25 protein-coding genes and 1 pseudogene are annotated in these 26,323 nt (G+C 60.8%); 16 read left to right on the top strand and 10 right to left on the bottom strand.

Going from position 1 to position 26,323, the window contains the following annotated elements; translation table 11 throughout:
* Positions 1-148: 148 nt before the first annotated feature.
* Positions 149-1,426, top strand: a complete 1,278-nt coding sequence (xseA, locus tag VGK14_RS14325) for an exodeoxyribonuclease VII large subunit (protein ID WP_331509779.1) — start codon at positions 149-151, stop codon at positions 1,424-1,426.
* Here the strand turns inward: xseA and VGK14_RS14320 are convergent, their stop codons facing one another.
* Entirely contained in the window at positions 1,427-3,739 is a 2,313-nt protein-coding gene (locus VGK14_RS14320) for a GAF domain-containing protein (RefSeq protein WP_331509778.1), read from the bottom strand. It lies immediately after the preceding gene.
* Complete coding sequence (locus VGK14_RS14315) at positions 3,736-4,293, bottom strand: hypothetical protein (protein WP_331509777.1); 558 nt, start codon at positions 4,291-4,293, stop codon at positions 3,736-3,738. The genes VGK14_RS14320 and VGK14_RS14315 overlap by 4 nt, the downstream gene beginning before the upstream one ends.
* 160 nt (positions 4,294-4,453) lie before the next feature.
* Here VGK14_RS14315 and VGK14_RS14310 point away from each other — a divergent pair, with 160 nt between their 5' ends.
* The 14 genes from VGK14_RS14310 to prmB all read left to right on the top strand — a co-directional run bounded on the left by VGK14_RS14310 (position 4,454) and on the right by prmB (position 16,445).
* On the top strand, positions 4,454-4,612 hold the full coding sequence (locus VGK14_RS14310; protein WP_331509776.1) for a hypothetical protein: 159 nt from the start codon (positions 4,454-4,456) through the stop codon (positions 4,610-4,612).
* 12 nt (positions 4,613-4,624) lie between these two features.
* Complete coding sequence (locus VGK14_RS14305) at positions 4,625-4,861, top strand: EAL domain-containing protein (protein WP_331509775.1); 237 nt, start codon at positions 4,625-4,627, stop codon at positions 4,859-4,861.
* A 108-nt stretch (positions 4,862-4,969) separates the two neighbouring features.
* Positions 4,970-5,269, top strand: coding sequence for a hypothetical protein (locus tag VGK14_RS14300; RefSeq protein ID WP_331509774.1), 300 nt, complete (start codon positions 4,970-4,972; stop codon positions 5,267-5,269).
* 61 nt (positions 5,270-5,330) lie between these two features.
* Positions 5,331-7,220 (top strand): potassium transporter Kup, encoded by a 1,890-nt coding sequence (locus VGK14_RS14295; protein ID WP_331509773.1) that lies wholly within the window; start codon positions 5,331-5,333, stop codon positions 7,218-7,220.
* 45 nt (positions 7,221-7,265) lie between these two features.
* Positions 7,266-7,721 (top strand): EF-hand domain-containing protein, encoded by a 456-nt coding sequence (locus tag VGK14_RS14290; RefSeq protein ID WP_331509772.1) that lies wholly within the window; start codon positions 7,266-7,268, stop codon positions 7,719-7,721.
* An 85-nt stretch (positions 7,722-7,806) separates the two neighbouring features.
* Entirely contained in the window at positions 7,807-8,646 is an 840-nt protein-coding gene (locus tag VGK14_RS14285) for a M48 family metallopeptidase (protein ID WP_331509771.1), read from the top strand.
* Positions 8,647-8,743: 97 nt separating this feature from the next.
* Positions 8,744-9,322, top strand: coding sequence for a hypothetical protein (locus VGK14_RS14280; RefSeq protein WP_331509770.1), 579 nt, complete (start codon positions 8,744-8,746; stop codon positions 9,320-9,322).
* Positions 9,323-9,389: 67 nt separating this feature from the next.
* Positions 9,390-10,217 carry a 2,3,4,5-tetrahydropyridine-2,6-dicarboxylate N-succinyltransferase gene (dapD, locus tag VGK14_RS14275; protein ID WP_331509769.1) on the top strand — a complete coding sequence of 276 codons (828 nt, stop codon included), beginning with the start codon at positions 9,390-9,392 and terminating at the stop codon, positions 10,215-10,217.
* A gap of 65 nt (positions 10,218-10,282) precedes the next feature.
* Complete coding sequence (locus VGK14_RS14270; RefSeq protein ID WP_331509768.1) at positions 10,283-11,614, top strand: alkaline phosphatase family protein; 1,332 nt, start codon at positions 10,283-10,285, stop codon at positions 11,612-11,614.
* Positions 11,615-11,657: 43 nt separating this feature from the next.
* Positions 11,658-12,002, top strand: coding sequence for an ArsC family reductase (locus tag VGK14_RS14265; RefSeq protein ID WP_331509767.1), 345 nt, complete (start codon positions 11,658-11,660; stop codon positions 12,000-12,002).
* 253 nt (positions 12,003-12,255) lie between these two features.
* On the top strand, positions 12,256-13,443 hold the full coding sequence (locus tag VGK14_RS14260) for a methyl-accepting chemotaxis protein (protein ID WP_331509766.1): 1,188 nt from the start codon (positions 12,256-12,258) through the stop codon (positions 13,441-13,443).
* A gap of 22 nt (positions 13,444-13,465) precedes the next feature.
* Positions 13,466-14,308, top strand: coding sequence for a hypothetical protein (locus VGK14_RS14255; protein ID WP_331509765.1), 843 nt, complete (start codon positions 13,466-13,468; stop codon positions 14,306-14,308).
* A 60-nt stretch (positions 14,309-14,368) separates the two neighbouring features.
* Entirely contained in the window at positions 14,369-15,493 is a 1,125-nt protein-coding gene (dapE, locus tag VGK14_RS14250) for a succinyl-diaminopimelate desuccinylase (protein WP_331509764.1), read from the top strand.
* A 55-nt stretch (positions 15,494-15,548) separates the two neighbouring features.
* The gene (prmB, locus tag VGK14_RS14245; RefSeq protein ID WP_331509763.1) at positions 15,549-16,445 is read left to right on the top strand and encodes a 50S ribosomal protein L3 N(5)-glutamine methyltransferase; all 897 of its coding nucleotides are present in this window, start codon (positions 15,549-15,551) and stop codon (positions 16,443-16,445) included.
* 38 nt (positions 16,446-16,483) lie between these two features.
* Here prmB and VGK14_RS14240 read toward each other — a convergent pair whose 3' ends face one another.
* Positions 16,484-18,256 carry a putative bifunctional diguanylate cyclase/phosphodiesterase gene (locus VGK14_RS14240; RefSeq protein ID WP_331509762.1) on the bottom strand — a complete coding sequence of 591 codons (1,773 nt, stop codon included), beginning with the start codon at positions 18,254-18,256 and terminating at the stop codon, positions 16,484-16,486.
* A gap of 166 nt (positions 18,257-18,422) precedes the next feature.
* On the opposite strand from VGK14_RS14240, the gene VGK14_RS14235 reads away from it, so the two are divergent.
* Positions 18,423-18,779 carry a helix-turn-helix transcriptional regulator gene (locus tag VGK14_RS14235; RefSeq protein ID WP_331509761.1) on the top strand — a complete coding sequence of 119 codons (357 nt, stop codon included), beginning with the start codon at positions 18,423-18,425 and terminating at the stop codon, positions 18,777-18,779.
* Between the two features lie 78 nt (positions 18,780-18,857).
* On the opposite strand, the gene VGK14_RS14230 is transcribed toward VGK14_RS14235, so the two are convergent.
* The 7 genes and pseudogenes from VGK14_RS14230 to VGK14_RS14200 all read right to left on the bottom strand — a co-directional run.
* Positions 18,858-20,732 (bottom strand): potassium transporter Kup, encoded by a 1,875-nt coding sequence (locus tag VGK14_RS14230; RefSeq protein WP_331509760.1) that lies wholly within the window; start codon positions 20,730-20,732, stop codon positions 18,858-18,860.
* Between the two features lie 32 nt (positions 20,733-20,764).
* Positions 20,765-21,451: a two-component system response regulator KdpE gene (gene kdpE / locus VGK14_RS14225; protein WP_331509759.1), complete on the bottom strand. Its 687-nt coding sequence runs from the start codon at positions 21,449-21,451 to the stop codon at positions 20,765-20,767.
* Complete coding sequence (locus tag VGK14_RS14220; RefSeq protein WP_331509758.1) at positions 21,448-23,001, bottom strand: DUF4118 domain-containing protein; 1,554 nt, start codon at positions 22,999-23,001, stop codon at positions 21,448-21,450. The genes kdpE and VGK14_RS14220 overlap by 4 nt, the downstream gene beginning before the upstream one ends.
* 200 nt (positions 23,002-23,201) lie before the next feature.
* A complete protein-coding gene (locus VGK14_RS14215; RefSeq protein WP_331509757.1) occupies positions 23,202-24,248 on the bottom strand; it encodes a pseudouridine synthase in 1,047 nt (348 codons plus the stop codon).
* A complete protein-coding gene (gene scpB, locus VGK14_RS14210; protein ID WP_331509756.1) occupies positions 24,245-24,796 on the bottom strand; it encodes an SMC-Scp complex subunit ScpB in 552 nt (183 codons plus the stop codon). Before scpB ends, VGK14_RS14215 begins: the two co-directional genes overlap by 4 nt.
* Positions 24,789-25,577, bottom strand: coding sequence for a ScpA family protein (locus VGK14_RS14205; protein WP_331509754.1), 789 nt, complete (start codon positions 25,575-25,577; stop codon positions 24,789-24,791). Before VGK14_RS14205 ends, scpB begins: the two co-directional genes overlap by 8 nt.
* A pseudogene (locus tag VGK14_RS14200) lies at positions 25,574-26,323 on the bottom strand (tryptophan--tRNA ligase); the annotation flags it as partial. The pseudogene VGK14_RS14200 and the gene VGK14_RS14205, both read right to left, overlap by 4 nt.

Genomic DNA, 26,323 nt, shown 5'->3' with positions numbered 1-26,323 from the left:
AAACCGAATTAACCGCCGATGAACGCCGATAAATGCAGATAAAACAGCAGGAAGCCGTAATGCTTCTTTACTTTACCAGTGCCAAAAATGGGGCAAATCAATATCGGCGTTCATCGGCGGTTCAATGTTTTTCAGGGATAATGCTCGCATGTCCGACGACCTCTTTCACACCCAGCCGACGGTGCTCTCCGTCACCGAACTCAACCGCTCCGTGCGCGAGTTGCTGGAAGCCGGCATCCCGCTGCTTTGGGTAGGCGGCGAGATTTCCAACCTGACGCGCGCGGCGTCCGGCCACTGGTATTTTTCGCTCAAGGACGCCAGGGCCCAGGTGCGCTGCGTGATGTTTCGCAGCCGCAACGCCTGCCTCAACTGGCAGCCGAAGGAGGGCGACCATGTCGAGGCGCGGGTGCTGGTGTCGCTGTACGAGGCGCGCGGCGAGTTCCAGCTGACCGTCGAAGCACTGCGCCGCGCCGGGCTGGGGGCGCTGTTCGAAGCTTTCGAGAAACTCAAGGCCAGGCTGCAGCAGGAAGGCCTGTTCGACTTCGCAAAAAAACGCCCGCTGCCGGCGCATCCCCGCCAGATCGGTATCGTCACTTCCCCCGACGCCGCCGCGCTGCGCGATGTGCTGACCACGCTCAAGCGGCGCATGCCGCATATTCCGGTGGTGCTCTACCCCACCCCGGTGCAGGGCAAGGGCGCGGCGGAGCTGATCGCCAAAGCCATACGCGCCGCCAGCGAACGCGCCGAGTGCGACGTGCTCATTGTGTGCCGCGGCGGCGGCAGCCTGGAAGACTTGTGGCAGTTCAACGAGGAAATTGTCGCCCGCGCCATCGCCGCCTGCACCATGCCGGTGGTCAGCGGCATCGGCCACGAAACCGACTTCAGCATTGCCGACTTCGCCGCCGACGTACGTGCGGCCACGCCCACCGCGGCGGCGGAACTGGTCAGCCAGGACCGCGCGATCTTGCAGCAGCAAATCATCCAGATCAGAAACCGGCTGGCGCGACAGATGGAATACCTGCTGGCCGAGCGCATGCAGAAGCTGGATTACCTGAGCCGCTGTCTGGTGCATCCCGGCGAAAGAATCCGCCAACAGCGGGAATTATTGGGCCAGCTACACGCCCGGCTGGGCAATGCGGTGCAGCGCAGGCTGCATACCGCCCAGGCGGGGCTTGCCCCGATGCCGCAGCGCATGCATCTGGCCGCTGCGTATGATTTCGAACGGCGCCAGTCGGGATTGCAGCGCCTGGCGCAGAGCCTGCAGCACCTGAGTCCGCAGGCGGTGCTGGAGCGCGGCTATAGCCTGGTACAGGCGGCGGACGGCACGGTGGTACGCTCCAGCCGGCAAATCGCCGCCGGCGACAAGCTGCAACTGACGTTCGCGCAGGGTAGCGCGGGCGCCGCGGTGGTCGATACCAGAAACTGACTACTTGGATTCCATTACCCACACGCCGCTCCAGTCCCTGGCCGGCGGGTTCTGCTTGAGGTGCTGCGCGCGTTCGAGGTAGATCTGCGAAGGCTTGTCGTCCGGATTGAGCGCGGCGCATTCCCCGAATAGCCTGATCGCCGACTCCCAGCGCCGGTTGCGGTACGCCGCCAGGCCATCCTTGAACAGGCCCAGCAGTTCGGTGATATTGGGGAAAGTTTCGTCGGTGTGGAAGGCGAGAATTTCATACACAGACACCGGCTGCGTCTTGCCCTTGACCACGACCAGGTCGACTTCTCTTTTACGGTACGTTCCTTGCAGCTTGTGGACGGTGAATTCGCTGACCAGGATTTTCGCGCCGTACTGCTTGCAGGCCGATTCCAGGCGCGAAGCCAGGTTGACGCCGTCGCCGATGATGGTGAAATCCATGCGCTTCTTGGAACCGATGTTGCCGGACACCACGGTGTCGGTATTGAGGCCGATGCCGATATTGACCGGCAGCTTGCCCTCGGCTTGGCGCTGGCGGTTCCAGGTCTCCAGCGTCTTGATCATCGCGATCGACGCGCGCACCGCGCGATCGGGGTCGTCCTCGTGGCCGACGGGTATGCCGAAGGCCGCCATGATCGCGTCGCCGATGAACTTGTCCAGCATGCCCTGCTCGCGCTGGATGCAATCCACCATCAGCGTGAAATATTCGTTGAGTAGCGCCACCGTGCCCTGCGCGCCGAGCTGTTCGGTCAGCGGCGTAAAGCCGCGAATGTCGGAAAACAGCACGGTGGCCTCGATATTCTGCCCGCCCAGCATTTCCGCGCCGCTGGCGACCAGGCGATCGGCGATGCCGGGGTCCATGTAGCGCGACATCGTCGATTTCATGCGCTTTTCGGAGCTGATATCCTCGATCACCATCATCGAGCCGATGCGCTTCTGGTCGATGTTAAGCAAGGACTGCACAGTGAGATTGACCGACAGGGTTTCGTCGCCGATCGCCAGCGGCGCATCCATTGAGGTCTGCTGCTCACCGGTTTCGGCGACCTGCTTGAACTTTTCCACCACCCAGGCGTTGGGGCCGGTGAAGAATTCGGCGACCGGTTGGTGCAGAATCTCCTGCGCCGCCGCACGCAGAATGCGCAGGCCGGCGGCGTTGCAGGTGGCGATACGCTCATTTTCATCCAGCGTGATGAGGCCGTTGGACATCGACTCCAGCATCGCCTCGTTATAGTTCTTCATCGCCTGGACATCCGCAAATAACTTCGCGTTTTCCAGCGCGATCGACACCTGCGCGGTGAAGGCTTTCAACCGCGCCTCGTCCTCCACCGAAAACGGCCCGCCGCGCTTGTTCAATACCTGGGTCACGCCGATGATGCGGCCTTCCTTGTTGATTACCGGCACGCACAGGATGGAGCGGGTGAAAAAACCGCTTTTCTTGTCGAACGCCGGGTTAAAGCGCAGGTCGGCGTAGGCGTAGGGAATGTTGATGGTCTTGCCGGAAGTGAACACCGCACCGGCGATGCCGACATGGTTGGGCAGGCGGATGCGCATGGTTTCCATGCCCTGCCCCACCTCCATCCACAATTCATTGGTTTTTTCGTCGTTGAGAAACAACGTGGAGCGTTCCGCATTCAGCATGCGCGTAGCCTCGCCCATCACCTTCTGCAGCAGCGAGCCGAGCTTGATGTCGGAGGTCATCTCCGACACGATGTTGATGAATTCCAGTTCCTGCTTCCGCACCCGTTCCATGCGCTCGATAAACTGCGCACTTTGCAGCGCCAGCACGCCTTGCGCGGCCATCGCCTCGAACAGGTGCAGGTCGGCGCGGGCGAATTTTCCGCGGCGCTTGTTGAGCGTCTGCGCCACGCCAATCACCTCGCCCCTGGAGGTGCGGATAGGCACGCACAGGATGCTATGCGTGACGAAACCAGTCTGCTCGTCGACCGAACGGTTGAAGCGCGGATCGGCATAGGCGTCGTGGATGATCACGCCTTCGCCGGTAGTGAACACATGGCCCGCGATGCCGCTGGTGTTGAGGATGCGAATTTCGCGCTGGAAATTGCCCTGCGCCACGCGCGAATACAGCTCGCCGGTATCGGCATCGTTGAGAAACAGCGAGCCGCGTTCGGCGTTGAGCTCGCTGGTGGTCATTTCCACCAGCGCGTTCAGCACCGCGTCGAGGCTGTCCATGGCCGAAATGCGGCGCGAAATACCCAGCAGCAGTTCGGATTCGCGCAGGCGGCGCCGGACATCGACGGAAGCGGCAACGGGCTGCGGCCGGGCGGCAGCTTTGGCCGCGGGCTTGATTTCGGTGTCGATTTTCATGCCTTCCTCCCCTCATCCATTGCATCGCGCATGGCCTCGATGGTATCGCGCAATTGCTGCTTTTCCTGCTCGGCCACCAGGCGTTCGTCCTGCACGGTCTGCTCCTGGCGCGTCCGCATCATTTCCAATTGCTCGCGCAGCGCCCCGGCAGTGGCCTTGAGCTGGGCAGTTTCGTTGGCGGAAGCCGCCAACGCCGCCTGTACCTGGGTTTGCTGCTCGATACTAGCGTATTCCAGTTCGTCGCGCAGCGCGGCTACGGTCGTCCTCAGCTGATGGATTTCATCCTGCCCGGCCGCCTGCGCGCGCTGTACTTCCTGTTCGCGCAGGATCTGGGCATGCTCCAGCTCGTCGCGCAATGCCGCAACCGCAACCTTGAGCTGGGCGGCTTCCTGCCCGGCAATAGTTTCCGCCGCCCGCACTGCACGATCTTTTTCGACGTGCGCAGCTTCCAGCGCATGCCGCAACGATTCCACGGTACGCTGCAGGTCGCGCACTTCGGTGCGCACCTGGGCCAACTGCTGCGCAAGCTCGATGCCGGAAATAGCTGAACTCATGATAAAGGGCATTCTAGCCCATGAGGCATGACTCTTGTATTGCCTGGTATATGATTAGATAATAATATCCGTTGATCCTAACAATGAATTTTTAGGTATCCGCCCGCATTCTCGCCCTTTGCCTACCGCAACATCAGAGCCCGGCGAAGGATATTTTCCCTTGCCGACATTCGTGGTTCCGGGAATGGCGATCAGCACTCCGGTCACCATGGCAGGACTCGATCCTGCGATGCCGGAACTGGAGTTGACGGAAAGTATCGCCATGGAAAACCAGGCATTCACCATCGATATGGTAGATAGATGCACGCGCTGGGCATGACACTTGCAATAGATGTTCGGTACCGGTTATTCGTCCCTCGGCTATCTCAAGCGCTTCAAGATCGACAAACTGAAAATCGACCAGTCTTTCGTGCGCGACCTCGGCAAGGATACGGAAGATAAAGCCTCGTCATCGTCATCATCGGCCTGGCCAAAAGTCTGGGCTAAGGTTATCGCCGCAGGCGTGGAAACTGCGGAACAGCTTGCTCTGCTGCGTAAATGGCAAATTTCGGGGTCAGCAGCACGGTAGGCAAAGGCACCAAATTCCGCAACTAGCTGCCGATCGGCCAGACGGATGCAGAATCCGCGTTTCGCTGGACGCGAATGTTAAACTTACGGAAATCCAACGAGAACAATTATGGAACCTCCCGCCCGTCATTACCGCGTTCTGCCAACGGACGACGAAAACAATGTGCTCAACACGCACAAGTTTATCGTTTACACTTCCGCCTCGCCGCAAAAAGCACTGCAGGCGGCACAGAAAATACCTTACCATTGCGCGATTTCCGATTTCCGATTTCCGATTGCCGCTGCCAGGCATGGACGGCGTCGAATTGAAATCTTCGATCGTTCAAGCCATTGCGCAGCGCAATCTGCCGATAGAAAAACATTTGCTGGCAAATACCCTGAAAAAACGCCCGCCCATCAACTGAAATAGCTCCGATAGCCGCCCGGCTCGCCAACAGACCGGGGCGCTTCGAATCCATACAGACCCCAACATGTCCACCTCCTCCGCCGAAAACTCCAACACTCGCCTCGCATCGCTCTCATTAGCCGCACTGGGCGTGGTTTACGGCGACATCGGCACCAGCCCGCTGTACACCATGAAGGAGGTGTTCGCCGGAGCGCACCACCAGGTGCCGGTGACGCCCGACAACGTGCTGGGCATCCTGTCGCTGATTCTGTGGTCGCTGATCATGGTGGTATCGGTGAAATACGTCGGCTTCGTGATGCGCGCAGACAACCGCGGCGAAGGCGGCATCATGGCACTGATCGCGCTGGCGACGCGCCAGGCAGGCGACAACCATGCCAAGCAGCGCTTCATCATGCTGGTGGGCATCCTCGGCGCGTGCATGTTCTACGCCGACGGCATGATCACCCCGGCGATTTCCGTGCTCTCGGCGGTGGAGGGCATGGAAATCGCCACGCCCGCGCTGTCGCACTGGGTAGTGCCGATCACATTGCTGGTGCTGCTGGGACTATTCCTGGTGCAGCGCCGGGGCACCGCCACGATAGGCGTGTTGTTCGGCCCCATCATGGTGCTGTGGTTCGGCACGCTGGGCGCGCTCGGCATTATCAACATAAGGCACGCGCCGGATGTGCTGGCAGCGGTGAATCCGCTATATGCGCTGCATTTTTTTGCGCAAAACGGCACGCTGGCGTTTATCGCGCTGGGCGCGGTGGTACTGGCGGTGACCGGCGGCGAGGCGCGGTATGCCGACATGGGGCATTTCGGCCGCAAGCCGATCCGCATCGCCTGGTTCGGTTTCGTGCTGCCGGCGCTGATGCTGAACTATTTCGGCCAGGGTGCGGAAATCCTGCATCATCCGGAATCGGTCAAAAACCCGTTCTACCTGCTGGCGCCGGACTGGCTGCTGATTCCGCTGGTGCTGCTTTCCACCGCCGCTACCGTAATCGCTTCGCAGGCGGTCATTTCGGGCGCGTTCTCGGTGTCGCGCCAGGCGCTGCAACTGGGCTACTTGCCCAGAATGCTGGTGCAGCACACCTCGGAGCAGGAAGTCGGGCAGATTTACCTGCCGCGCGTGAACTGGACCCTGATGATCGCGGTGATGGCGCTGGTGATCGGGTTCGGTTCTTCCAGCAATCTGGCCGCCGCTTACGGCATTGCGGTGACGGGAGACATGGTGATCACCTCCATCCTCGCCGCAATCGTATTCCACGGCATCTGGGGCTGGAGTTGGGTGCGCACCGCGGTGCTGATTGCGCTGTTCCTGATCGTGGACCTCGCCTTCTTCGGCGCTAACGTGCTGAAAATCCCCGCCGGCGGCTGGTTCCCCATCCTCATGGGCGTGGTCATCTTCACCCTGATGACCACCTGGAAAACCGGGCGCGAGCTGCTCAACAAGCGGCTCAAGGACGACGCAATGGATCTGGAACCTTTTATCGAAGCCATCAGCGCAAATCCGCCAACCCGCGTGCAGGGCACGGCTATTTTCATGACGCAAAACCCGTACTCCGTGCCGCACGCGATGCTGCACAACCTCAAGCACAACAAGGTGATGCACGAGCAGGTAATCCTGGCCACGGTGAAAGTGCAGGACGTGCCCCATGTGCCGCAGCCGGAGCGCGTTGCAGTACAGAATCTGGGGCATGGCTTCTTCCGGGTCATGGTGCACTATGGCTTCAAGGACGACCCGGATCTGCCGCACGAACTGGAAGACTGCGCCCAACATGGATTGCCGCTCGACGTGATGGACACTTCGTTCTTCATCGGCAAGGAAACCTTGATTCCCAGACCGCGTTCGGAAATGGCTTTCTGGCGCGAAAAACTGTTCGTCACGATGTTCCGCAATGCCGACAGCGTGACCAATTATTTCAAGCTGCCCCCCAATCGCGTGGTGGAACTGGGCGCTCAGGTCGCGCTCTAATCACCCAGCTGGTGGTATATTTAATCCTTTGACGTGGAGACTGCAATGCGCAAACTCGGAACCGCAATCCTGACCGCCACCCTGTCTTTTTCACCTTTTGCCCTGGCCAGTCCCGACAGTACCAGCGGCGACCATTGCGACCGCCAAGGCATGAGCCTGACCAAAGCCGACAAGAACGGCGACGGCTTCATCGACAGGGAAGAAGCCAAGGCGATGCAGGAAAAGCATTTCAACGAGATGGATGCCAACCATGACGGCAAGCTATCCAAGGAAGAAATCATGGCCTGCAAGCGCGACGGCATGAAGCACAACAGCATGCATGACAAAGGCACCCATGCCTTCATGGGCGCCGACAAGGACAACAACGGCACACTGGACCGCGAAGAGGCGAAGAAACTGCCGCGCGTTTCCAAGAATTTCGACGCTATCGACACCGACAAGGACGGCACGGTGGATCGCGAGGAAATCCACAAGTACATGACCGATCACCCGAAAAAGTAATTCCAGCCACGGATGAGCGCAGTTTTTATATGATTCAGCCGCATTTGTCCGTGCTCATCCATCCGCGGCCAATTCAGGTTTTAGAATGAAAAAACACTTCTTCAGCTTATTGATTGCCACAGCCGTTGCCCTCGGCGGCTGCGTGCCCGTGCAGACGACAAAATCCGGCACGGTAGGCGTGGAGCGCAAACAGTACATGCTGCTTTCCGAAAAGCAGGTGGAAGCCATGTCGGCGCAAAGTTACGTGCAGACATTGCGACAGGCCGATGCGAAAAAAGCGCTTAATCCCGACTCCGCCGAAACCACGCGCGTTCGCGCCATTGCCCAGCGGCTGATTGCGCAAACTGCAGTGTTCCGCCCCGATGCGGTGAACTGGAAGTGGGAAATCAATGTGCAGGAAAGCAAGGACATCAATGCCTATTGCATGGCGGGCGGCAAGATCATGGTGTATACCGGCCTGATCGACCAGATCAAGCCGACCGATGACGAGCTCGCCGCCGTCATGGGCCATGAGATCGCCCATGCCTTGCGCGAGCACAGCCGTGAGCAGATGTCGGAAGCCTATGTCCAGCAGATCGGCCTGCTGGGCCTCGCTGCCGTGATCGGGGTCACATCCAAGGACTCGAACAAGGCTAACACCACGCTGGCGCTGGGTAGTACCGTCGCCGCCGTGGCCCTGACCCTGCCGCACAGCCGCCGCGCCGAACACGAAGCCGACCAGATCGGCCTTGAACTGGCTGCGCGTGCCGGCTACAACCCCAACGCCGCCATCTCCTTATGGGAAAAAATGGCAAAAGCGGGCGGCGCCAAACCACCCGAGTTCCTCAGCACCCACCCCTCTGACGCTTCGCGCATGGCGGATATCCAGCGCCTGATTCCCACGGTGATGCCGCTTTACGAAGAAGCCAAGGCCAAGCACTCCTGATCCCAGACCATCAGCGCCCCTCGCCTCGACCCGGGAACGCACTCCCGCTAAGCGCGTTCTCGTTGATTCACGCCCTTAACCATGCGCAGGAGCAGCCATGAACACCAGAATCAACGAGATCGTCAACCGCATCAAGGGCATGCAGCTTGAACTCGATGCGGAACTCGACCGCGCGCGGGAAAACCTTAACTACCACCTGGTCAACCACAAAGTGCGCTTCGAACAGGGGGTGCGCGAACAGCATCGCCGTTTCAAGATCAACCTGCTGCGCTATGCGCTGTTTCCACGGCTACGCCATGTGCTGGTGGCGCCGTTCGTCTATGCCGTGCTGCCGACGCTACTGCTGCTCGATCTAATGGCCAGCCTCTACCATGCCGTAGGCTTCCCGCTGCTAGGCATCCCCAAGGTCAAACGCAGCGATTATTTCGTCTATGACCGCCATCATCTCACCTATCTCAACCTGCTGGAAATCGTAAACTGCGCCTACTGCTCGTACGGCAACGGCCTTATCTCCTACATCAAGGAAATCGTCGGCCGCACCGAGCAGTACTGGTGTCCGATCAAGCATGCGCAGCGCGTTCTCGATGCGCATTCGCGTTACCCGATATTCACCGAATACGGCAACGCCGAGGCTTATCGCCGCGAGCTCGACAATATCCGCCAGTTCAAAGACTGACGAAACGCGCTTATCCAAAGTCAAATCCAAGGTAAAATCACGTTTTTTTCAAGCTTAAGGGTCCACCATGCAGGAACTGCAATCCACCATCGAAACCGCGTTCGAGAACCGCGCCAACATCAACCCCGCCAACGCCGACAAGAAGGTCAAGGACGCCGTGTTCGCAGTGCTGGAAGAACTCGATGCCGGACGCCTGCGTGTTGCCACCCGCAAGGGCGACAGCCAGGAGTGGGAAACCCACCAGTGGATCAAGAAAGCCGTGCTGCTGTCGTTCCGCCTCGAAGACAACCATATGTCGGGCGCCGGCTTCACGCACTTTTTCGACAAGGTACCGTCCAAGTTCGCCCATTATTCCGAGGAAGACTTCCGCAACGGCGGCTTCCGCGTGGTGCCGCCGGCCATGGCGCGACGCGGCTCCTTCATCGGCAAGAACGTGGTGCTGATGCCGTCTTATGTCAATATCGGCGCCTACGTCGATGAAGGCACCATGGTAGACACCTGGGCCACCGTCGGCTCCTGCGCGCAGATCGGCAAGAACGTGCATCTCTCCGGCGGCGTCGGCATCGGCGGCGTGCTGGAACCGGTGCAGGCCGGCCCCACCATCATCGGCGACAACTGTTTCATCGGCGCGCGCTCGGAAGTGGTGGAAGGCGTAGTGGTCGAAGACAACTCGGTAATTTCGATGGGCGTGTACATCGGCCAGTCCACCAGGATTTACGACCGCGAAACCGGCACAGTCAGCTATGGCCGCATCCCGGCAGGTTCCGTAGTGGTCAGCGGCAATCTACCCTCCAAGGATGGCAGCTACAGCCTGTATTGCGCGGTGATCGTGAAAAAGGTGGATGCCAAGACGCTCTCCAAGGTCGGCATCAACGAACTGCTGCGCGGCGTTTAACGATCCTGTCATCGTTTCGCCATAAGCGCATGGTAGCGTTCTCCCAACCGAACGGGAGCCCCGCCATGCGCTTTTTCATGTTTGCCTTTCTACTCGTTTCCTCATCCGTTTTTGCCGCGGAACCGCCCGCCGGGCTGGATAAAATCCGGCATATTGTCGTCATTTATCTCGAAAACCACGGCTTCGACAATCTCTACGGCCTGTTCCCCGGCGCCAACGGCCTGACGGCCGCAGCGCTGCCGCAGACCGACCTCGCCGGCAAGCCCTACGCCGTCCTGCCGCCGGCGATCGATACCGGGCATAAGCCGGCGCAAGCGGATGCGCGTTTTCCCGCGGATTTGCCCAACCAACCTTTTCCCATCGACCGCTATGTGGCGCCCGACCAGAAAACCGGCGATCTGGTGCATCGTTTCTACCAAAACCAGGCGCAGATCAATGGCGGCCGCAACGACCGCTTCGCCGCCGTCTCCGACGCCGGCGGGCTGGCGATGGGCTATTACGACGGCCATAGCCTGCCATTGTGGCAATACGCAGCCAAATACACGCTGGCCGACAATTTCTTCCAGGGCGCGTTCGGCGGCTCGTTCCTCAACCATTTCTGGCTAGTTTGCGCCTGCACGCCGCGCCATGACAACGCGCCGGCAGAAATCACCGCCGTGCTGGACGTCCAGGGCAAGCTGGTCAAGGATGGCGCGGTGACGCCGGACGGCTATGCAGTCAACACACTGCAACCCACCACGATGCCGATCAAGGCGGGAACGACACCCTCCAAGCAACTGCCGGCGCAAACCATGCCCACGATAGGCGACCGCCTGTCGGAAAAAGGCATTACTTGGGCCTGGTACTCGGGCGGCTGGAACGACGCCATTGCCGGGCATCCGGACCAGAATTTCCAGTTCCACCACCAGCCGTTCGGGTATTTCAGCCGCTACACCGCAGGCAGCAAAGAACGCGCATTGCATCTCAAGGACGAAACCGAATTTCTGAAGGCGATCGACGACGGCCAGCTTCCCGCGGTGGCCTTCTACAAACCGATAGGCGAACTGAACGAACACCCCGGCTATGCCGACGTAATGGCCGGCGAACGACACATTGCCGAGCTGCTCGCCCGCATCGAGCACAGCCCGCAATGGCAGGACACCGCCGTCATCGTCACCTATGACGAAAATGGCGGTTTCTGGGATCATGTCGCCCCGCCGGTGAAAGACCGCTGGGGGCCGGGAACGCGCATTCCGACATTAGTCGTTTCGCCTTTCGCCAGGCGCGGCTACGTCGATCACACGGAATACGATACGACGTCCATACTCAAGTTCATCGAAACCCGTTTCGGGCTTGAACCGCTGGGCGAACGCGATGCCAAGGCCAGCGATCTGACCGGCGCATTCGCTTTCAAGTAGCGACCGACTGTAGAATCAGCGTTTTCACGCTCTATTACCCGACATGAAACTCTATGGCATCCCCAACTGCGACACCGTCAAGAAAGCCCGTGTTTTTCTTGAATCCCGCGGCGTCGCCTACGATTTCCACGACTTCAGGAAAAACGGCGTAACCGAAGCAATGCTCGCCGGCTGGCTGCGGCAGATCGGCTGGCAGAAACTGCTGAAGAAGACCGGCCCCACCTGGGGCAAACTGCCGGACGAGGTCAAGGCCGGCATCAAGGATGACGCCTCGGCCCTCGCCCTGATGCTGGACAAGCCCAACATCATCAAACGCCCGGTGCTGGAGCGGGATGGCAAAGTGCTGGCGCTGGGCTTTGCGGAGCAGGAATACTCGGAAGCTGTTTAAAAGAGTTTCCCGCACCCTTGAACCGCCCCTCTATCGTGCATGCCATTCGCAGGCCCGCACCAATATCAGGCATCCCCACCCCGGCATACGCCTTAAATCCCGGTAATTCGGATGGCATCAAACTTGCTGTAACCGAACCATCTCCGGTTAATGGCCAATGGCGGCCAACTGACAACGACGTCTCCCGGCAATAAAAACTTCAAGCCTTCGCGCTTGGGCTGTTTTGTTCCGTTTTCAAGGAGGACGTTCGTAAATGCTGATATCGCCCGCCATTGGCCTGATGCACCGCCTGCGGCTGAAGAACAAGTTCCGGCTGTGTGCTTTCATGCTGCTGCTGCCGACCGCCATGCTGTATCTGCGCCAATATTCCCCGCAATGGTCGGATGAACTGCTCGCTCTGACCGCCATGACCTTGGTCGTGGGCCTGTTTTTTTTCCTGACGTTGTACCTCGCCGCCAAGCAATCCATCGCAACCATACTGGCCGCGGTCAAGGCGATGGCGGACGGCGACCTGTCGGCCAGAAGCAACCTGGACAGCACGGACGAGTTCGGCCTGGTGTCGGTGCGGCTCAACGAAATGGCGCGCGAAACCAGCCGGCTGATCAAGGACGTGCACGCTGCAGCAGACGAAGTGGCCAGTGCGTCCTCCGAACTCGCCGCCGCTGCCGCACGCGTGGTGGCCGGCGCCGACGCGCAAAACTCACTCTCGCAAAAATCGACGCTTTCGATGCAGCACATGCAGGCCAGCGTAAGCCAGGTGGCCGAGGCTGCCGGCCTGTCGCAGGCTATCGCGGAGAAATCGGAAACGCTGTCGGAAGACGGCACTTTGATCGTACATGCCGCCGGCGACGAAATGCAGCGCATCCAGAACTCGATGATACGGCTGACCGAACTGGTGTCGTCGATGGGCCAGCGCTCGGGCGAAATCCGCGGCATCGCCGACGTGATCCGCGGCATCGCCGACCAGACCAACCTGCTGGCGCTGAATGCGGCCATCGAGGCGGCACGCGCCGGCGAGCATGGCCGGGGGTTCGCCGTCGTCGCCGACGAAGTGCGCAAGCTGGCGGAGCGCACCGCCAACGCCACCGGCGAAATCGGCGGCATGATCGTCGGCATCCTGGAAGAAATCGAGGCCACGGTAGCCGGCATGGAGCAAGGCCGCCAGCAGGCCGAAACCGGCGTGCAGATGGCGCAGCAGGCCGCGGCCGCGCTGCAGAGCATACGCGAAGGCGCGCACAGCACGATGGACCGCGTGCGCGCAATCGCCAACGCCACGCTGGAACAGACCCGCAGCAGCAACGAGGCGGTGCAGAGCATGGCGGACATCGCCAGCATGGCGCACGAGAACACCGCCGCCAGCACCGAGGCCGCCTCCGTCTCCAAATACCTGGAAACGCTGGCCTCCGAACTGCGGCTGTCGGTGCAGCGTTTTCAAATCTGATGATAGGCCCAAGGAAATTGACATGTTGATTATTGGCCTCTGCATACTAGCCCTGACCGTACTTTTTGCTGCGCTCGGCATTGCCGAGCGCAGCCGGCGCAAGCGCAAACAACAGCGCCAGGAGTACGGCCTCACCGTGCTCAAATCCGGCCTCGATCTGATGGCCGCGATCCAGCAGCATCGCGGCATGTCGATCGCGCTGCTCAACGGCGACACGGCGTTCAAATCAAAAATGATGCTCAAGCGGCAGGAAATCCAGGGCATCCTCGGCAAAATGCCGCCGGTGCTGTCGCACACGCCGGAGCTGCACCCGGACGAGGCCAGCCTTTCCGCCATCATCAAGGGCTGGGAGGAACTGGTGCGCACCTCGGAAGGCCAGATTCCCGAGAAAAGCTTCAAACAGCATACCGCGCTGGTGCGCGCGGTGATCCACCTGATGGGCGACATGGGCGAGCACCTAGGCCTCTTGGACGGCGAAGGCACGCCGCTGGCGCGGCTTTCCAACACGCTGCTGCTGAAGCTGCCGCTGCTGCTGGAAAGCATAGGCCAGGCGCGCGCACTGGGTTCGGGATATGCCGCCCGGGGCCAGTGCGGCGCGGTCGGGCGCATCCGCCTGAGCTTTCTGGAACAGCGCATCCGCGAGTGCCACGAAGGCGTGCAATCAGCCTCGGCAGAGGACAACGCCATCACAAAAAAGGTCGGCGCCCTGCTGGACACCTTGCAAAGCCGCTTCATCGAGGCCGACCATGTGGACATCTCGCCGACGCTGTTCTTCCAGACCGCGACCGATGCCATCGAAGCCTGCCTGGCGCTGTGGAAGGAGATCGCGCAGCATACCGGCGCGGCGGTGGTGAATCGCGCCTAGCCATGGTGTCTGGAATGCGCCCGGAATGCTATGCTTCCGGTTTTGCATTCCAGACCTGCCATGACTGCCACCCTTGACCTCGCCCGCGCGCTGATCGCGCGCCGCTCGCTAACTCCGGATGACGCCGGTTGCCAGGAAATTCTCATCGAACGGCTCGAGAGGCTCGGCTTCAGGATTGAGAAAATGCGTTTCGGCAATGTCGACAATTTCTGGGCCCGGCGCGGCGGCGCCAGCCCGCTCGTCGCGTTTGCCGGCCATACCGACGTGGTGCCCACCGGCCCCGTAGAGCAATGGACGAGCGACCCGTTCGAACCCACCATCCGCGACGGCATGCTGTTTGGGCGCGGCTCGGCGGACATGAAGACTTCCATTGCCGCCTTCATCGTCGCACTGGAGGAATTCCTGCCGCAGCACCCCGATCACAACGGCTCCATCGGCCTCCTGATCACTTCCGACGAAGAAGGCGTGGCGGTGGATGGTACGGTGAAGGTGGTCGAGGCGCTTAAAGCCAGAAACGAACTGATCGACTACTGCATCGTCGGCGAGCCGACTTCCAACAAAAAAGTCGGCGACATGATCAAGAACGGCCGCCGCGGCTCGCTCTCCGGCAAGCTGATCGTGAAAGGCATTCAGGGCCATATCGCCTATCCGCATCTGGTCAAAAACCCGATCCATCTGGTTGCCCCGGCCATTGCCGAGATTTCCACCACGGAATGGGACCGGGGCAACGAGTACTTTCCGCCGACTTCGTTCCAGGTGTCCAACATCCATGGCGGCACGGGGGCGACCAACGTGGTGCCCGGCCATGTCGAAATCCTGTTCAACTTCCGCTACTGCACCGCCAGCACCGAACAGAGTTTGAGGGAGCGCGTGCTCGCCATTCTCGACAGGCACGGGTTGGAATACGACCTGGAATGGGAGTCCGGCAAGCCCTACCTCACGCCCAAGGGCAATCTGGTAGCGGCCATCAGCACCGCCATTGAGCAAACCTTCGGCGTCACCCCCGAGCTTTCCACCACCGGCGGCACGTCCGACGGCCGCTTCATCGCCGACATCTGCCCGCAGGTGATCGAATTCGGTCCGCTCAACGCCACCATCCACAAGCTCAACGAATGCGTGGGCGTGGCGGATATCGAACCATTAAAGGATACTTACCGGCTGACGCTGGAAAAACTGCTGAAATAAACCGCCGGGAAAACCATAAGCTGCTTTCCCGTTTTCCTTCCCGTGGTAGATAACAATGTCAAATCATACTCACACAGAACTCTTCACCATCCGCGACTGGCTGCGCTTTGCCGTGAGCCGTTTCGAGGAAGCCGGCCTGTTTTACGGCCACGGCACGCAGAACAGCTTTGACGAGGCGGTCTGGCTGGTGATGGCTACACTGCATTTGCCGCACGATACGCTGGAAAATTTTCTGGATGCGGTGATCACCGAGCCGGAACGGCGCGAGTTGCTGCACCTGATCGAGCGCCGCGTCACCGAGCGTATTCCCACGGCCTATCTCGTCCGCGAAGCCTGGCTTGGCGAGTACAAGTTCTACGTGGACGAGCGCGTGATCGTGCCGCGCTCCTTCATCGCAGAAATGCTGCACGAACAGCTGGCGCCGTGGGTGACGGACCCGGAAACCGTGGTCAGCGCCGCCGATATATGCACCGGCAGCGGCTGCCTGGCAATCCTGCTTGCGCACGCCTTCCCCAATGCGGAAGTGGACGCGGTGGATATTTCCGACGATGCGCTGGCGGTAGCGCACCGCAATATCTCCGACTACGGACTACAAGACCGGGTGCAGGCGTTGCAATCCGACATGCTCACCGCGCTTGCAGGCAAGCGCTACAACGTCATCATTTCCAACCCGCCCTATGTCAATGAGGAATCGATGGAAGCGCTGCCGCCGGAATATCGGCGCGAACCGCAACTGGCACTGGCCTCGGGCGACGATGGGCTGGAACATGTGCGAATCCTGCTGGAGGAAGCTCCCGGCCACCTGCATCGCGGCGGCCTGCTGATCGTGGAAATCGGCCATAACCGCGATGCGCTGGAAGCGGCTTTTCCGCAGCTGCCCTTCACCTGGCTGGAGGCCAGTGCCGGAGACCAATTCGTATTCATGCTGACACGCGAGCAACTACCGGCATGACGGCGGAGGCCGAAAAACCGTTAAGAAACCAATTCCGGTCATTCAGCCGCAGGGCCGGACCAGTTGTAATCATGGCCGGAACCGATACCGGTTTCTGCTACTGGAAATCTTCCATTGTTTTCGGCTAGGTATGAGACCAGAGCTTCAGGCGGCAACGGCCGGCTGAACAAGTAACCTTGGCATTGGTCGCAACCATGGCTGCGCAGGAAATCCAGTTGCGCCAATGTTTCCACACCCTCGGCGATGACATTCATTCTCAGCGTTTTGGCCATCGCGATAATAGTGGCCGCAATCGTGGCATCATTGGGGTCAGTCGGGATATCCCGGACGAAGGATTGGTCTATTTTGAGTGCATCGAAAGAGAAATGCTTGAGGTAGGACAGGGATGAATAGCCAGTCCCGAAATCGTCCAGAGCCAACCTGACGCCGAGCGCCTTGAGGGCTTGCAACTTTGCGGCTGTTTCCTGAATGTTGTCTACCAAAGCGCCCTCGGTTAGCTCCAGTTCCAGCGCGGGGGGAGCCACGGCGCTTTCTTCCAGTATGCCGGATACCAGCTGCACGAAGTCTGCCTGCTGGAACTGATGGGGGCTGACATTGACCGCAATATGCGAAATGATATTGCCAAGCCCGCTCTGATCCCATCGTTTCTTTTGCCGGCAAGCTTCTTTGAGCACCCATGTCCCGATTGCCACGATCATCCCTGTTTCTTCCGCAACCGGAATGAATCTGGATGGGGGAAAATGGTGATTGTTGTTCCAGCGAAGCAATGCTTCGACGCCCATCGGTTTCCCGGTATGCGTCTCGACTTTGGGTTGGTAATACAGAGTGAAGGCAGAACACTCTAGAGCTTTGCGCAATTCGTGCTCGATCTGCAGCCGCTCCAGAGCTACGATGTTCATTTTTGCCTTATAGAACTGGTGTGTGTTGCGCCCAAGCTTTTTCGCGTGGTACATGGCGGTGTCGGCATTACGCATCAGATCGCTGGCGTTGTCTGCATCATCGGGATAAATTGTGATGCCGATGCTTGGTGTGATAACAAATTCGTAGCCATTGAAGGCGAAAGGCATGGATAACACTGTACCTATTTTTTCGGCGGCTGCGGTTGCAGACCGCGACACATCCATGAGCTCTTCGCCCAGCGCAGGCAACAGAATGATGAATTCGTCCCCGCCCAGCCGGGCCAGAGTGTCTCCCGCACGAATGCATTTATTCAAACGGCTGGCGACCTGTTTCAAGAGCGCGTCCCCGACCTGATGCCCCATGGAGTCATTGATCGATTTGAAATTGTCGAGATCGATAACAAGTACGCCGAGTCTTTGCCCGGATCGATGTGCTGCAGAAATGGCGAGCTTGAGCCGGTCCTCCAGCAGCGGGCGATTGGGTAGTCCCGTCAACTGGTCGTGGAATGCCAGCCGGTGAATCTCCTGCGCCTGTTTCTGGCCGGAAATATCGATAAAAATTCCGACATAATGCGTATGGCCTTTCTCCCCTGAGACTATCGCGCTAATGCTCAGCCATTCCGGATAAATCTCCCCATTTTTCCGCCGGCTCCAGATTTCGCCGCTCCAGTGCCCGCGTTTCCTCAGAGTACGCCATATTTTTCGATAAAATGCCTTATCATGCCGACCCGATTGCAAAGTACCGGAGCTTTTCCCGACAATATCCTGGATGGAAAATCCGGTCATGCGACAAAATGCCTGGTTAACGCGCAGAACGACGCTCCGGCTGTCGGTTACGACAATACCCTCGGTGCAACGATCGAAGATGGCTGCGGAAAGCGACTGCCAGTTAGCCAAGGCGGGATTTTCCATGGGTGATTTCTCGTATTGTTTTTGTTTTACTCGTGAAGGCTTGTTGCAATGATCGATAAAGTAACCCGACTAAACATAATATGTCCACAAACCAATCAACATATTAGTCTCTTACTGGAAATCCTGACAAGCACAACCATGACCGTTGGTTTGCTGGTAAACATTTATGGTCGGGAACGCGGTGCATATACTGAATGTCAGATTGGGACGTAATCTCGTTCATTGCAGGAAAGCGCTGGCATTGACGCAGGAACAGCTTGCCCATCGTCTGGGGGTGGAGACGGAAACCATTTCCCGGTTCGAACGAGGCGCCACTCTGCCATCGCTCAAGACATTAGAGAAAATGGCGTCAATTCTGAATGTACGAATGGCCGATCTGCTGGACGAAAGTCAACCCAAGCCATGCGATGAAACGTTGTTGATGCATGCATGGCTACAGCAATTGAGCCCGCCGGATAAGGAGTTTGTCCTGAAGCAACTGAAAACACTGTGCGACCATCTGTCGAACAATGGAGGCAAGTGAAGATGTCGAGCAAGTTTGATGATCGGCGATTTGGCGCGCGCCGATCGGGGGCCTATGAACGCGCCCTTGCCGTCTCCGCTACAGCACCACCTGCGCCCCCAGCTCGACCACCCGGTTCGGTGGCAGCTTGAAGTAAGCCGCTGCGCTGCCCGCATTGCGGAACATCGCCACGAACAGTTTTTCCCGCCACAGCGACATCTCCGATGCGGCCTTGGGAATCAGCGTCTCGCGGCCGAGGAAGAAGGACGTGTCCAGCATGTCGAACGCCAGGCCCTGTGCCGCACAATATTCCAGCGCTTGCGGCAGGTCGGGTTTGTCCATGAAGCCGTAGAACACCCTGAGCCTGGAAAACTGCCCATCGATGGGCTCGACCTCCACCCGCCGGCTGTCGTCCACCGTGGGCTCGTCGACCGAAACCACGGTCAGCAGCACGATACGTTCATGCAGTGCCTTGTAGTGCTTGAGGCTGTGCAGCAGCGCGTGCGGCACCACGTCAAGGTTCTGCGTCATGAATACCGCCGTGCCGGGAACGCGCGGTACCGCCGATCCAGCCATGTTCTGCACGAACGGTTCCAGCGGCATGGCCTCGGCCACCAGGCGCGCGCCGAGCAACTGGCGGCCGCGCTTCCAGGTCGTCATCAGCAGGAATACCCCCAGACCGAACACCAGCGGGAACCAGCCGCCATCGTGTATTTTGACGATATTGGCGGAAAAATAGGCGAGATCGACCACCATGAACGCACCCAGCACCAGCGCGCCCGGCAGCCAGTTCCATCCCCACAGGTTGCGCACCACGATGAACGCCAGGATCGTGGTAATCACCATGGTACCGGTCACGGCGATGCCGTAGGCTGCCGCCATGCTGGTCGAGGAGCCGAAGCCCAGCACCAGCGCCATCACCGAAATCAGCAGCACCCAGTTGATGCCCGGCAGGTAAACCTGCCCCTGCGCTTCGCTGGAGGTGTGCTGTACTTCCAGCCTGGGGCTGTACCCCAGTTGCATGGCCTGCTGGGTAAGCGAATAGGCGCCGGAAATGACGGCCTGCGAAGCGATCACGGTGGCGACGGTCGCCAGCGCGACCAGTGGATACAGCGCCCAGGCCGGTGCCAGCAGATAAAACGGGTTCTGGATGCCGGTCGGATCGGTGAGCAGCAAGGCGCCCTGGCCGAAGTAGTTGAGCACCAGCGCCGGCAGCACCAGGCCGAACCACGCCAGCTGCACCGGCCGGCGGCCGAAATGCCCCATGTCGGCATACAGCGCCTCGGTGCCGGTCACCGCCAGCACCACCGCGCCCAGGGCAAAGAAGCCCAGGCTCGGATTGCCGGCCATGAACCCGGCGGCATGCAGCGGGTTGAGCGCCTGCAGCACTTGCGGCGCATGCAGGATATTCACCACCCCCAGCAGCGCCAGCGTGGCAAACCACAGGATCATCACCGGGCCGAACAGCGCCCCGACACTGGCCGTGCCCTTGCGCTGCCAGAAGAACAGCGCCACCAGCACCAGCAGCGTGACCGGGATGACATAGGGCTTGAGCGCGGGCGTGGCGATTTCCAGCCCCTCCACCGCCGACAGCACCGAAATCGCCGGGGTGATCACACCGTCGCCATAGAACAGCGCGGCGCCGAACAGGCCGAGCAGCATCAGCCAAGGCGCGTAGCGCTTGCCCTCCGCACCGCGCAGCACCAACGCCATCAGCGCCATGATGCCGCCCTCGCCCTTGTTGTCGGCGCGCATGATGAAGGCCACGTACTTGACCGAGACCACCACGATCAGCGACCAGAAAATCAGCGACAGGATGCCCAGCACATTGTCCGGCGTGATCGGCACCGGATGGTGTGCCCCGGCAAAGACTTCCTTGATGGTATATAGCGGGCTGGTGCCGATGTCGCCGTAGACGACGCCCAGCGCGGCCAGCGCGAGGCCGGCCGTGCGCTCCCTGGTGGGCTGATGCATTGCGCTTGCTCCCTGATGTTTTGAATATGTGCTCAAAGCTGGAACCGGTAACCCACGCCGGTTTCGGTAAGGATATGTTGCGGCTGCGTGGGATCGGCCTCCAGCTTCTGCCGCAGATGGCCGACGAAGATGCGCAGGTAATGGCTGCTTTCGACATAGGACGGCCCCCACACCTCGCGCAACAGCTGGCGATGCGTCAGCACCTTGCCGGCGCCTGCCAAGAGCACGCACAGCAGTCGGTATTCGATCGGGGTGAGATGCAGCGGCTGACCGTTGCGCGCTACCGTGCGCCGGGCCATATCCACCACCACATCGCCAAAGCTGACGACCGCCTCGGCCGTTTCCGTCAACCGCATCTGGCGCCGCAGCAAGGCGCGCACCCGCGCCAGCAGTTCGCCCACGCCGAACGGCTTGGTCAGATAGTCGTCGGCCCCGGCGTCCAGCGCCGCGATCTTGTCGTTCTCGGCCGCGCGCGCCGACAGGATCAGCACCGGCACGCCCGACCAGGCGCGCAGGTCGCGGATCACCTCGACCCCGTCCCGGTCCGGCAGGCCCAGATCGAGAATGACCAGATCCGGCCTGCGGGTTGCGGCTTCCACCAGCCCCTGCGCGGCGGTCTCGGCTTCAAACACCTGGCAGCCCTCCTCGACCAGCGCCGCCAGCACGAAGCGGCGGATCTGCCGCTCGTCCTCGATCACCACTACTTTTGGCCCGCTCATGCAACACCATCCGGCAACAAGGCTTCATCCTCGATTATCGGCGGTTCGCCCACCGGCAGCGTAAACACGAAGCGAGCACCGCCCTCTGGGCGATTCGACACCGCGATCGTCCCGCCATGCGCATCGACGATCGCCCGGCAAATCGCCAGCCCCAGCCCGACACCGGGCGTGGAGGATTCCGCCGCGCCGCGCACGAACATCGCGAAAATGCGCGCTTGTTGTTCCACTGGAATACCTGCCCCGTAGTCGCTGACGGCAATCTCCACCATGGGGCCGTTGCGCCGCGCCGCGATGTCGATGGCGGAATCCGCCGGCGAATATTTGGCGGCATTTTCCAGCAGATTGCAGAACACCCGCTCCATCAGCACCGCGTCGAATTCCAGCAACGGCAAATCCGCCGGCAGTTCCACCCGTACCGGACGCGCGCCCAGATGGCGCTCCAGCAGCTTGATGCTGGCGCCGATGACTTCCTCCAGCGGCTGCCATTCCTTGCGCAGCGTGACCTGCCCCGCATGCAGGCGAGCCATGTCGAGCAGGTTCTCGACCAGCCCGGTGAGGCGCAGCGACTGGTCGCGGATGGCTTCCGCCGTCTCCTGCTGCGGTCGCGATAAAGGCGGCTTGGCCAGGGCCAGCGAATCCGCCAGCCCCACCAGTATCGTCAGCGGCGTACGCAGATCATGCGACAAAGCCGACAGAACCGAACTGCGCAGCCGCTCGGAGGCCATCTGCACCTGGGCATCCTGCGCCACCGCGACATAATGCAGCCGTTCCACCGCGATGGCGATCAATGACGCCACCGTCTCCAGTAGCGGGTGGTTCTCGTCCAGCAGCGTCTTGTCGCCGTCCAGCGGGGAAACCACCACCACGCCGCGCGAGCGCGTCGTTCCATGCAGCGGGTAATAGCGCACCCCGTCCACTTCCGTGAGCGGATGGCGCCCCGCCTGCTTTTCTCCGTTGAACGCCATCAGCGCCACATGCGGCTCGTACCACACCACCGGCGCTGCCAGCGGCTTGAGCGCGTTATCGGCATCGGGGATCAGCAGCGTGGAATCGACGCCGACCACCTCCCGCAGGAAACGGCTGGAAATTTCCGCGACCTGCGCGAGGCGCAGCGCCCCGGACAATGCCCTGGCCATTTCGTAAAGCGCTCGGGTTCTTTCTTCCTTGAGGGACGCCGTCTCCGCCTGCTGCCGCAGCCCGGCGGTCAGCTGCCCGGTAACCAGAGCAACGGCCAGCATCACCAGAAACGTCAGCAGGTACTGCGCATCGGCAACGGCAAAGGTCAAACGCGGGGGAACGAAAAAGAAATCGAACAGGGCGACGCTGAGAAATGCCGCCAGCACCGCCGGGCGCTGCCCCAGCTTGAGCGACACCAGGAACACCGTGAGCAGGAACAGCATCACGATGTTGACCAGATCGAAGTAATGCCGCAACGGCGTCGCCGCCAACGCTGTCGCCACGCAGGCAAGCGCCGCCAGCAGATAGCGCGCCAGAAGTGCGGGCTTGGCTCGAACCGGCAATCCACCCACCTTGGTCATGTCATGAATCATCAGGAAAGATTAATTCATCCGCTGTAAATCCAAGATAAATTATGACGCCGCCGGCATAAAAGAATTGTAAAAATCCGGCCTGCCCACAACGCGGCGATGGGCACCGACAGGCACCTGGATTTGACGCTCAGATCAAGCGCGAGCCCCGTGAGCGGGATAATCACCGCGGCGAAAGATCGGTCTGGCAGTTGCCGCCGAGCTCAACCCCGGCCACGGTTCCTGTCGTTGCGCCGCTGCTTGGTTGCCGGATTGGCGGCTTTGGCCCAACCGGGTTTCCTGGCTTGCCGCACCTTGGGTTCGGCTGCGGCGGCCACCGGGGCGGCTGCCCTGGATTTCGGCGTGAACGGCTTGCCGATCTGCTCCTTCTCGCGCGCCGACATCTGGCGCTGTTGCGCGCGCGGCACCGGCAGTTCGGCCCACTCCAAGAGTTCGCGCACCTGTTTGTCCTCCAGCGCCAAAAGTTGGCCGCGCTTCAAGCGCGGCGGCAGGTTGATCGGGCCGAAGCGCACGCGCATCAACCGGCTCACCATCAGCCCCAGCGCTTCGAACAGGCGCCGCACCTCACGCTTGCGGCCTTCGCGCAGGATGACCTGGTACCAATGATTGGAGCCTTCGCCGCCGCGGTCCTGGATCACGTCGAAGCTGGCGATGCCGTCGTCCAGCTCGACACCCTGCGTCAGCTGCAGCAGCTGGCCTTCGGTCAGTTCGCCCATCACCCGCACCGCGTATTCGCGTTCGACTTCATAGCGCGGATGCATGAAATGGTTGGCCAATTCACCCGAGGTGGTGAATATCATCAAGCCACAGGTGTTGATGTCCAGCCGCCCCACCGATACCCATTTGGCGCCGCGCACATGCGGCAGCTTATCGAACACCGAGGCGCGCTTTTCCGGGTCGTCCTGGCTGACGATCTCGCCTTCCAGCTTGTGATACAGCAGTATCTGCGGCAGGCGCGGCTCGGTCTGCAAGCGCACGGCGCGGCGGTCGATGCGCACGATGTCGCTGCTTGACACCGTCATGCCCAACTTCGCCGGTTCGCCGTTGACGGTAACGCGCCCGCTGGCGATCAGCTCTTCCATGTCGCGGCGCGAACCGAAACCCGACAGCGCCAGCACTTTCTGCAAGCGCTGCGGCGCGGCGCTTTCCTCTTTCTTGCGCGGACGGGCGTCCAGCTCCCGCTGTTGCAAGTCTTTGGCGGAACGCCTCAAGGGCGAGGCCGGCGCGGTGGCCCGTGTACGTTTAATCATATTTCCAGTTTAATTTCCTGTTGGGCCAGCGTCTGTAACGGCGGCAATTCCTGCAACGAACGCAGATTGAGGTCGTCGAGAAAGGTTTTGGTGGTGGCATACAGCGAGGGCCGCCCCGGCACTTCGCGCTGGCCGACGATATCGACCCAGCCGCGTTCCTGCAAGGTGCGCATCACGTTCTGGTTGACCGCGACGCCGCGGATTTCCTCGATATCGCCGCGCGTGACCGGCTGTTTGTAGGCGATGATCGCCAGCGTTTCCATCACCGCGCGCGAATAGCGCTGCGGCCGTTCCGGCGTCAGCCGGGCGATGAAGGGCGCATACTCGGGCCTGGCCTGAAAACGCCAGCCGCTCGCCACCTGCGTGAGTTCCAGCGTGCGGCTATGCCAGTCTATTTTGAGCTCGTCCAGCAGCATGCGCAGCGTGGCGCGCTCCATCCTGGCCTCGAACAGGCGCAGCATGTCGTCCAGCGACAACGGCTCCGGACTGGTCAGCAGAGCCGCTTCCAGCACATTCTTCATTTCCTGTATGGTCTGCGGTTCAGGCATTTTCCGGCATCTCTACCGGCTGCAAATAGATCGGGGCGTAGGGTTCTTGCTGGGTAATGCGCAGCAGGCCCTCGCGCGCCAGCTCCAGCAGCGCCAGAAAATACGCCACCAGCCTGGGCACGCCTTCTGCCGCATCGAACAGCGCCGCAAACTCCAGCATCCCCTCCTGGTTGAGCCGGCGCAGGATCAGCGTCATGTGCTCGCGCACCGACAATTGCTCGCGCGTAATGCGGTGGTGGGTGAAATTCTTCGCCCGCTCCAGCACCGCATGCCAGGCGGAGAGCAGGTCGTCCATGCCGACGCCGGGCAGGTTCTGCTGCGGAATGTGCTCGAAATACGCCTGCGCCACCATGAGTTCGCGCCCTACCTGCGGCAAGGCATCCAGCTGTTGCGCCGCCAGCTTGATCGACTCGTATTCCAGCAGGCGCCGCACCAGTTCGGCGCGCGGATCGTCCTCCTGCTCCAGCTCAACCGGTTTCGGCAGCAGCATGCGCGATTTGATTTCGATCAGCATCGCCGACATCAGGAGATAATCCGCCGCCAACTCCAGGTTGCCGGCACGCATCTGTTCGACATAATCCATGTACTGTCGCGTCAGTTCCGCCATCTGGATGTCGAGAATATCCAGGTTGTGCTTGCGAATCAGGTACAGCAGCAGGTCGAGCGGGCCCTCGAAGGTTTCCAGGTAGACTTCCAGCGCGTCCGGCGGAATGTACAGGTCGTGCGGCAGGGCGGCGAGCGGCTCGCCATGGATGCGCGCACTGGCCTGCGGGACGATCACGAGTAGGCCAGCCCCATCACTTCGCGCACCTCGCGCATGGTTTCGCGCGCCATCTTGCGCGCTTTTTCGCAGCCGTCGGCGACGATGTTTTTCACCAGCGTCGGGTCCTCTGCGTACTGCGCGGCGCGCTCCTGGATCGGCTTGAGTTCGGCCAGCACCGCGTCGATCACCGGCTGCTTGCATTCGATGCAGCCGATGCCGGCGCTCTTGCAGCCCGCCTGCGCCCAGGCTTTGCGCTGTTCATCGGAATACACTTCGTGCAGCTGCCACACCGGGCATTTGGCCGGGTCGCCGGGGTCGGTGCGGCGCACGCGCGCCGGGTCGGTGGGCATGGTCTTGATCTTCTTCGCCACCACGTCCGGGTCTTCGCGCAGCGAAATGGTATTGTCGTAGGACTTGGACATTTTCTGCCCGTCCAGGCCCGGCATCTTGGAAGCCGGGGTGAGCTTGGCTTCCGGCTCGACCAGGATGATCTTGCCGCCGCCTTCGAGGAAGCCCAGCAGCCGTTCGCGGTCTCCCAGGGAGAGGCCCTGCTGCTCCTCGATCAATGCCTGCGCCGATTGCAGCGCCTCGTCGTCGCCGGATTCCTGGTAGCGCGTGCGCAGTTCTTCATACAGCGCGCCCTTCTTGCTGCCCAGCTTCTTGATCGCGGCCTCGGCCTTTTCCTCGTAGCCCGGCTCGCGGCCGTAAATATGGTTGAAGCGCCGCGCAATCTCGCGCGTAAACTCGATGTGCGGCACCTGGTC

Origin of the sequence: Novimethylophilus sp. (assembly GCF_036504375.1) — a bacterium.
Lineage (GTDB): Bacteria > Pseudomonadota > Gammaproteobacteria > Burkholderiales > Methylophilaceae > Novimethylophilus.
This window is presented reverse-complemented; position numbering and strand designations above follow the sequence as displayed.

Coding starts and splice junctions, on each gene's coding strand:
- dapD (WP_331509769.1), top strand. CDS start 9,390: ATGCAGGAACTGCAATCCACCATCGAAACCGCGTTCGAGAACCGCGCC.
- prmB (WP_331509763.1), top strand. CDS start 15,549: ATGTCAAATCATACTCACACAGAACTCTTCACCATCCGCGACTGGCTG.
- VGK14_RS14285 (WP_331509771.1), top strand. CDS start 7,807: ATGAAAAAACACTTCTTCAGCTTATTGATTGCCACAGCCGTTGCCCTC.
- VGK14_RS14315 (WP_331509777.1), bottom strand. CDS start 4,293: ATGAGTTCAGCTATTTCCGGCATCGAGCTTGCGCAGCAGTTGGCCCAG.
- VGK14_RS14300 (WP_331509774.1), top strand. CDS start 4,970: ATGGAACCTCCCGCCCGTCATTACCGCGTTCTGCCAACGGACGACGAA.
- VGK14_RS14305 (WP_331509775.1), top strand. CDS start 4,625: ATGTTCGGTACCGGTTATTCGTCCCTCGGCTATCTCAAGCGCTTCAAG.
- VGK14_RS14290 (WP_331509772.1), top strand. CDS start 7,266: ATGCGCAAACTCGGAACCGCAATCCTGACCGCCACCCTGTCTTTTTCA.
- VGK14_RS14265 (WP_331509767.1), top strand. CDS start 11,658: ATGAAACTCTATGGCATCCCCAACTGCGACACCGTCAAGAAAGCCCGT.
- kdpE (WP_331509759.1), bottom strand. CDS start 21,451: ATGAGCGGGCCAAAAGTAGTGGTGATCGAGGACGAGCGGCAGATCCGC.
- VGK14_RS14235 (WP_331509761.1), top strand. CDS start 18,423: ATGGTCGGGAACGCGGTGCATATACTGAATGTCAGATTGGGACGTAAT.
- xseA (WP_331509779.1), top strand. CDS start 149: ATGTCCGACGACCTCTTTCACACCCAGCCGACGGTGCTCTCCGTCACC.
- VGK14_RS14255 (WP_331509765.1), top strand. CDS start 13,466: ATGTTGATTATTGGCCTCTGCATACTAGCCCTGACCGTACTTTTTGCT.
- VGK14_RS14220 (WP_331509758.1), bottom strand. CDS start 23,001: ATGATTCATGACATGACCAAGGTGGGTGGATTGCCGGTTCGAGCCAAG.
- VGK14_RS14230 (WP_331509760.1), bottom strand. CDS start 20,732: ATGCATCAGCCCACCAGGGAGCGCACGGCCGGCCTCGCGCTGGCCGCG.
- VGK14_RS14280 (WP_331509770.1), top strand. CDS start 8,744: ATGAACACCAGAATCAACGAGATCGTCAACCGCATCAAGGGCATGCAG.
- VGK14_RS14270 (WP_331509768.1), top strand. CDS start 10,283: ATGCGCTTTTTCATGTTTGCCTTTCTACTCGTTTCCTCATCCGTTTTT.
- dapE (WP_331509764.1), top strand. CDS start 14,369: ATGACTGCCACCCTTGACCTCGCCCGCGCGCTGATCGCGCGCCGCTCG.
- VGK14_RS14240 (WP_331509762.1), bottom strand. CDS start 18,256: ATGGAAAATCCCGCCTTGGCTAACTGGCAGTCGCTTTCCGCAGCCATC.
- VGK14_RS14320 (WP_331509778.1), bottom strand. CDS start 3,739: ATGAAAATCGACACCGAAATCAAGCCCGCGGCCAAAGCTGCCGCCCGG.
- scpB (WP_331509756.1), bottom strand. CDS start 24,796: ATGCCTGAACCGCAGACCATACAGGAAATGAAGAATGTGCTGGAAGCG.
- VGK14_RS14295 (WP_331509773.1), top strand. CDS start 5,331: ATGTCCACCTCCTCCGCCGAAAACTCCAACACTCGCCTCGCATCGCTC.
- VGK14_RS14215 (WP_331509757.1), bottom strand. CDS start 24,248: ATGATTAAACGTACACGGGCCACCGCGCCGGCCTCGCCCTTGAGGCGT.
- VGK14_RS14260 (WP_331509766.1), top strand. CDS start 12,256: ATGCTGATATCGCCCGCCATTGGCCTGATGCACCGCCTGCGGCTGAAG.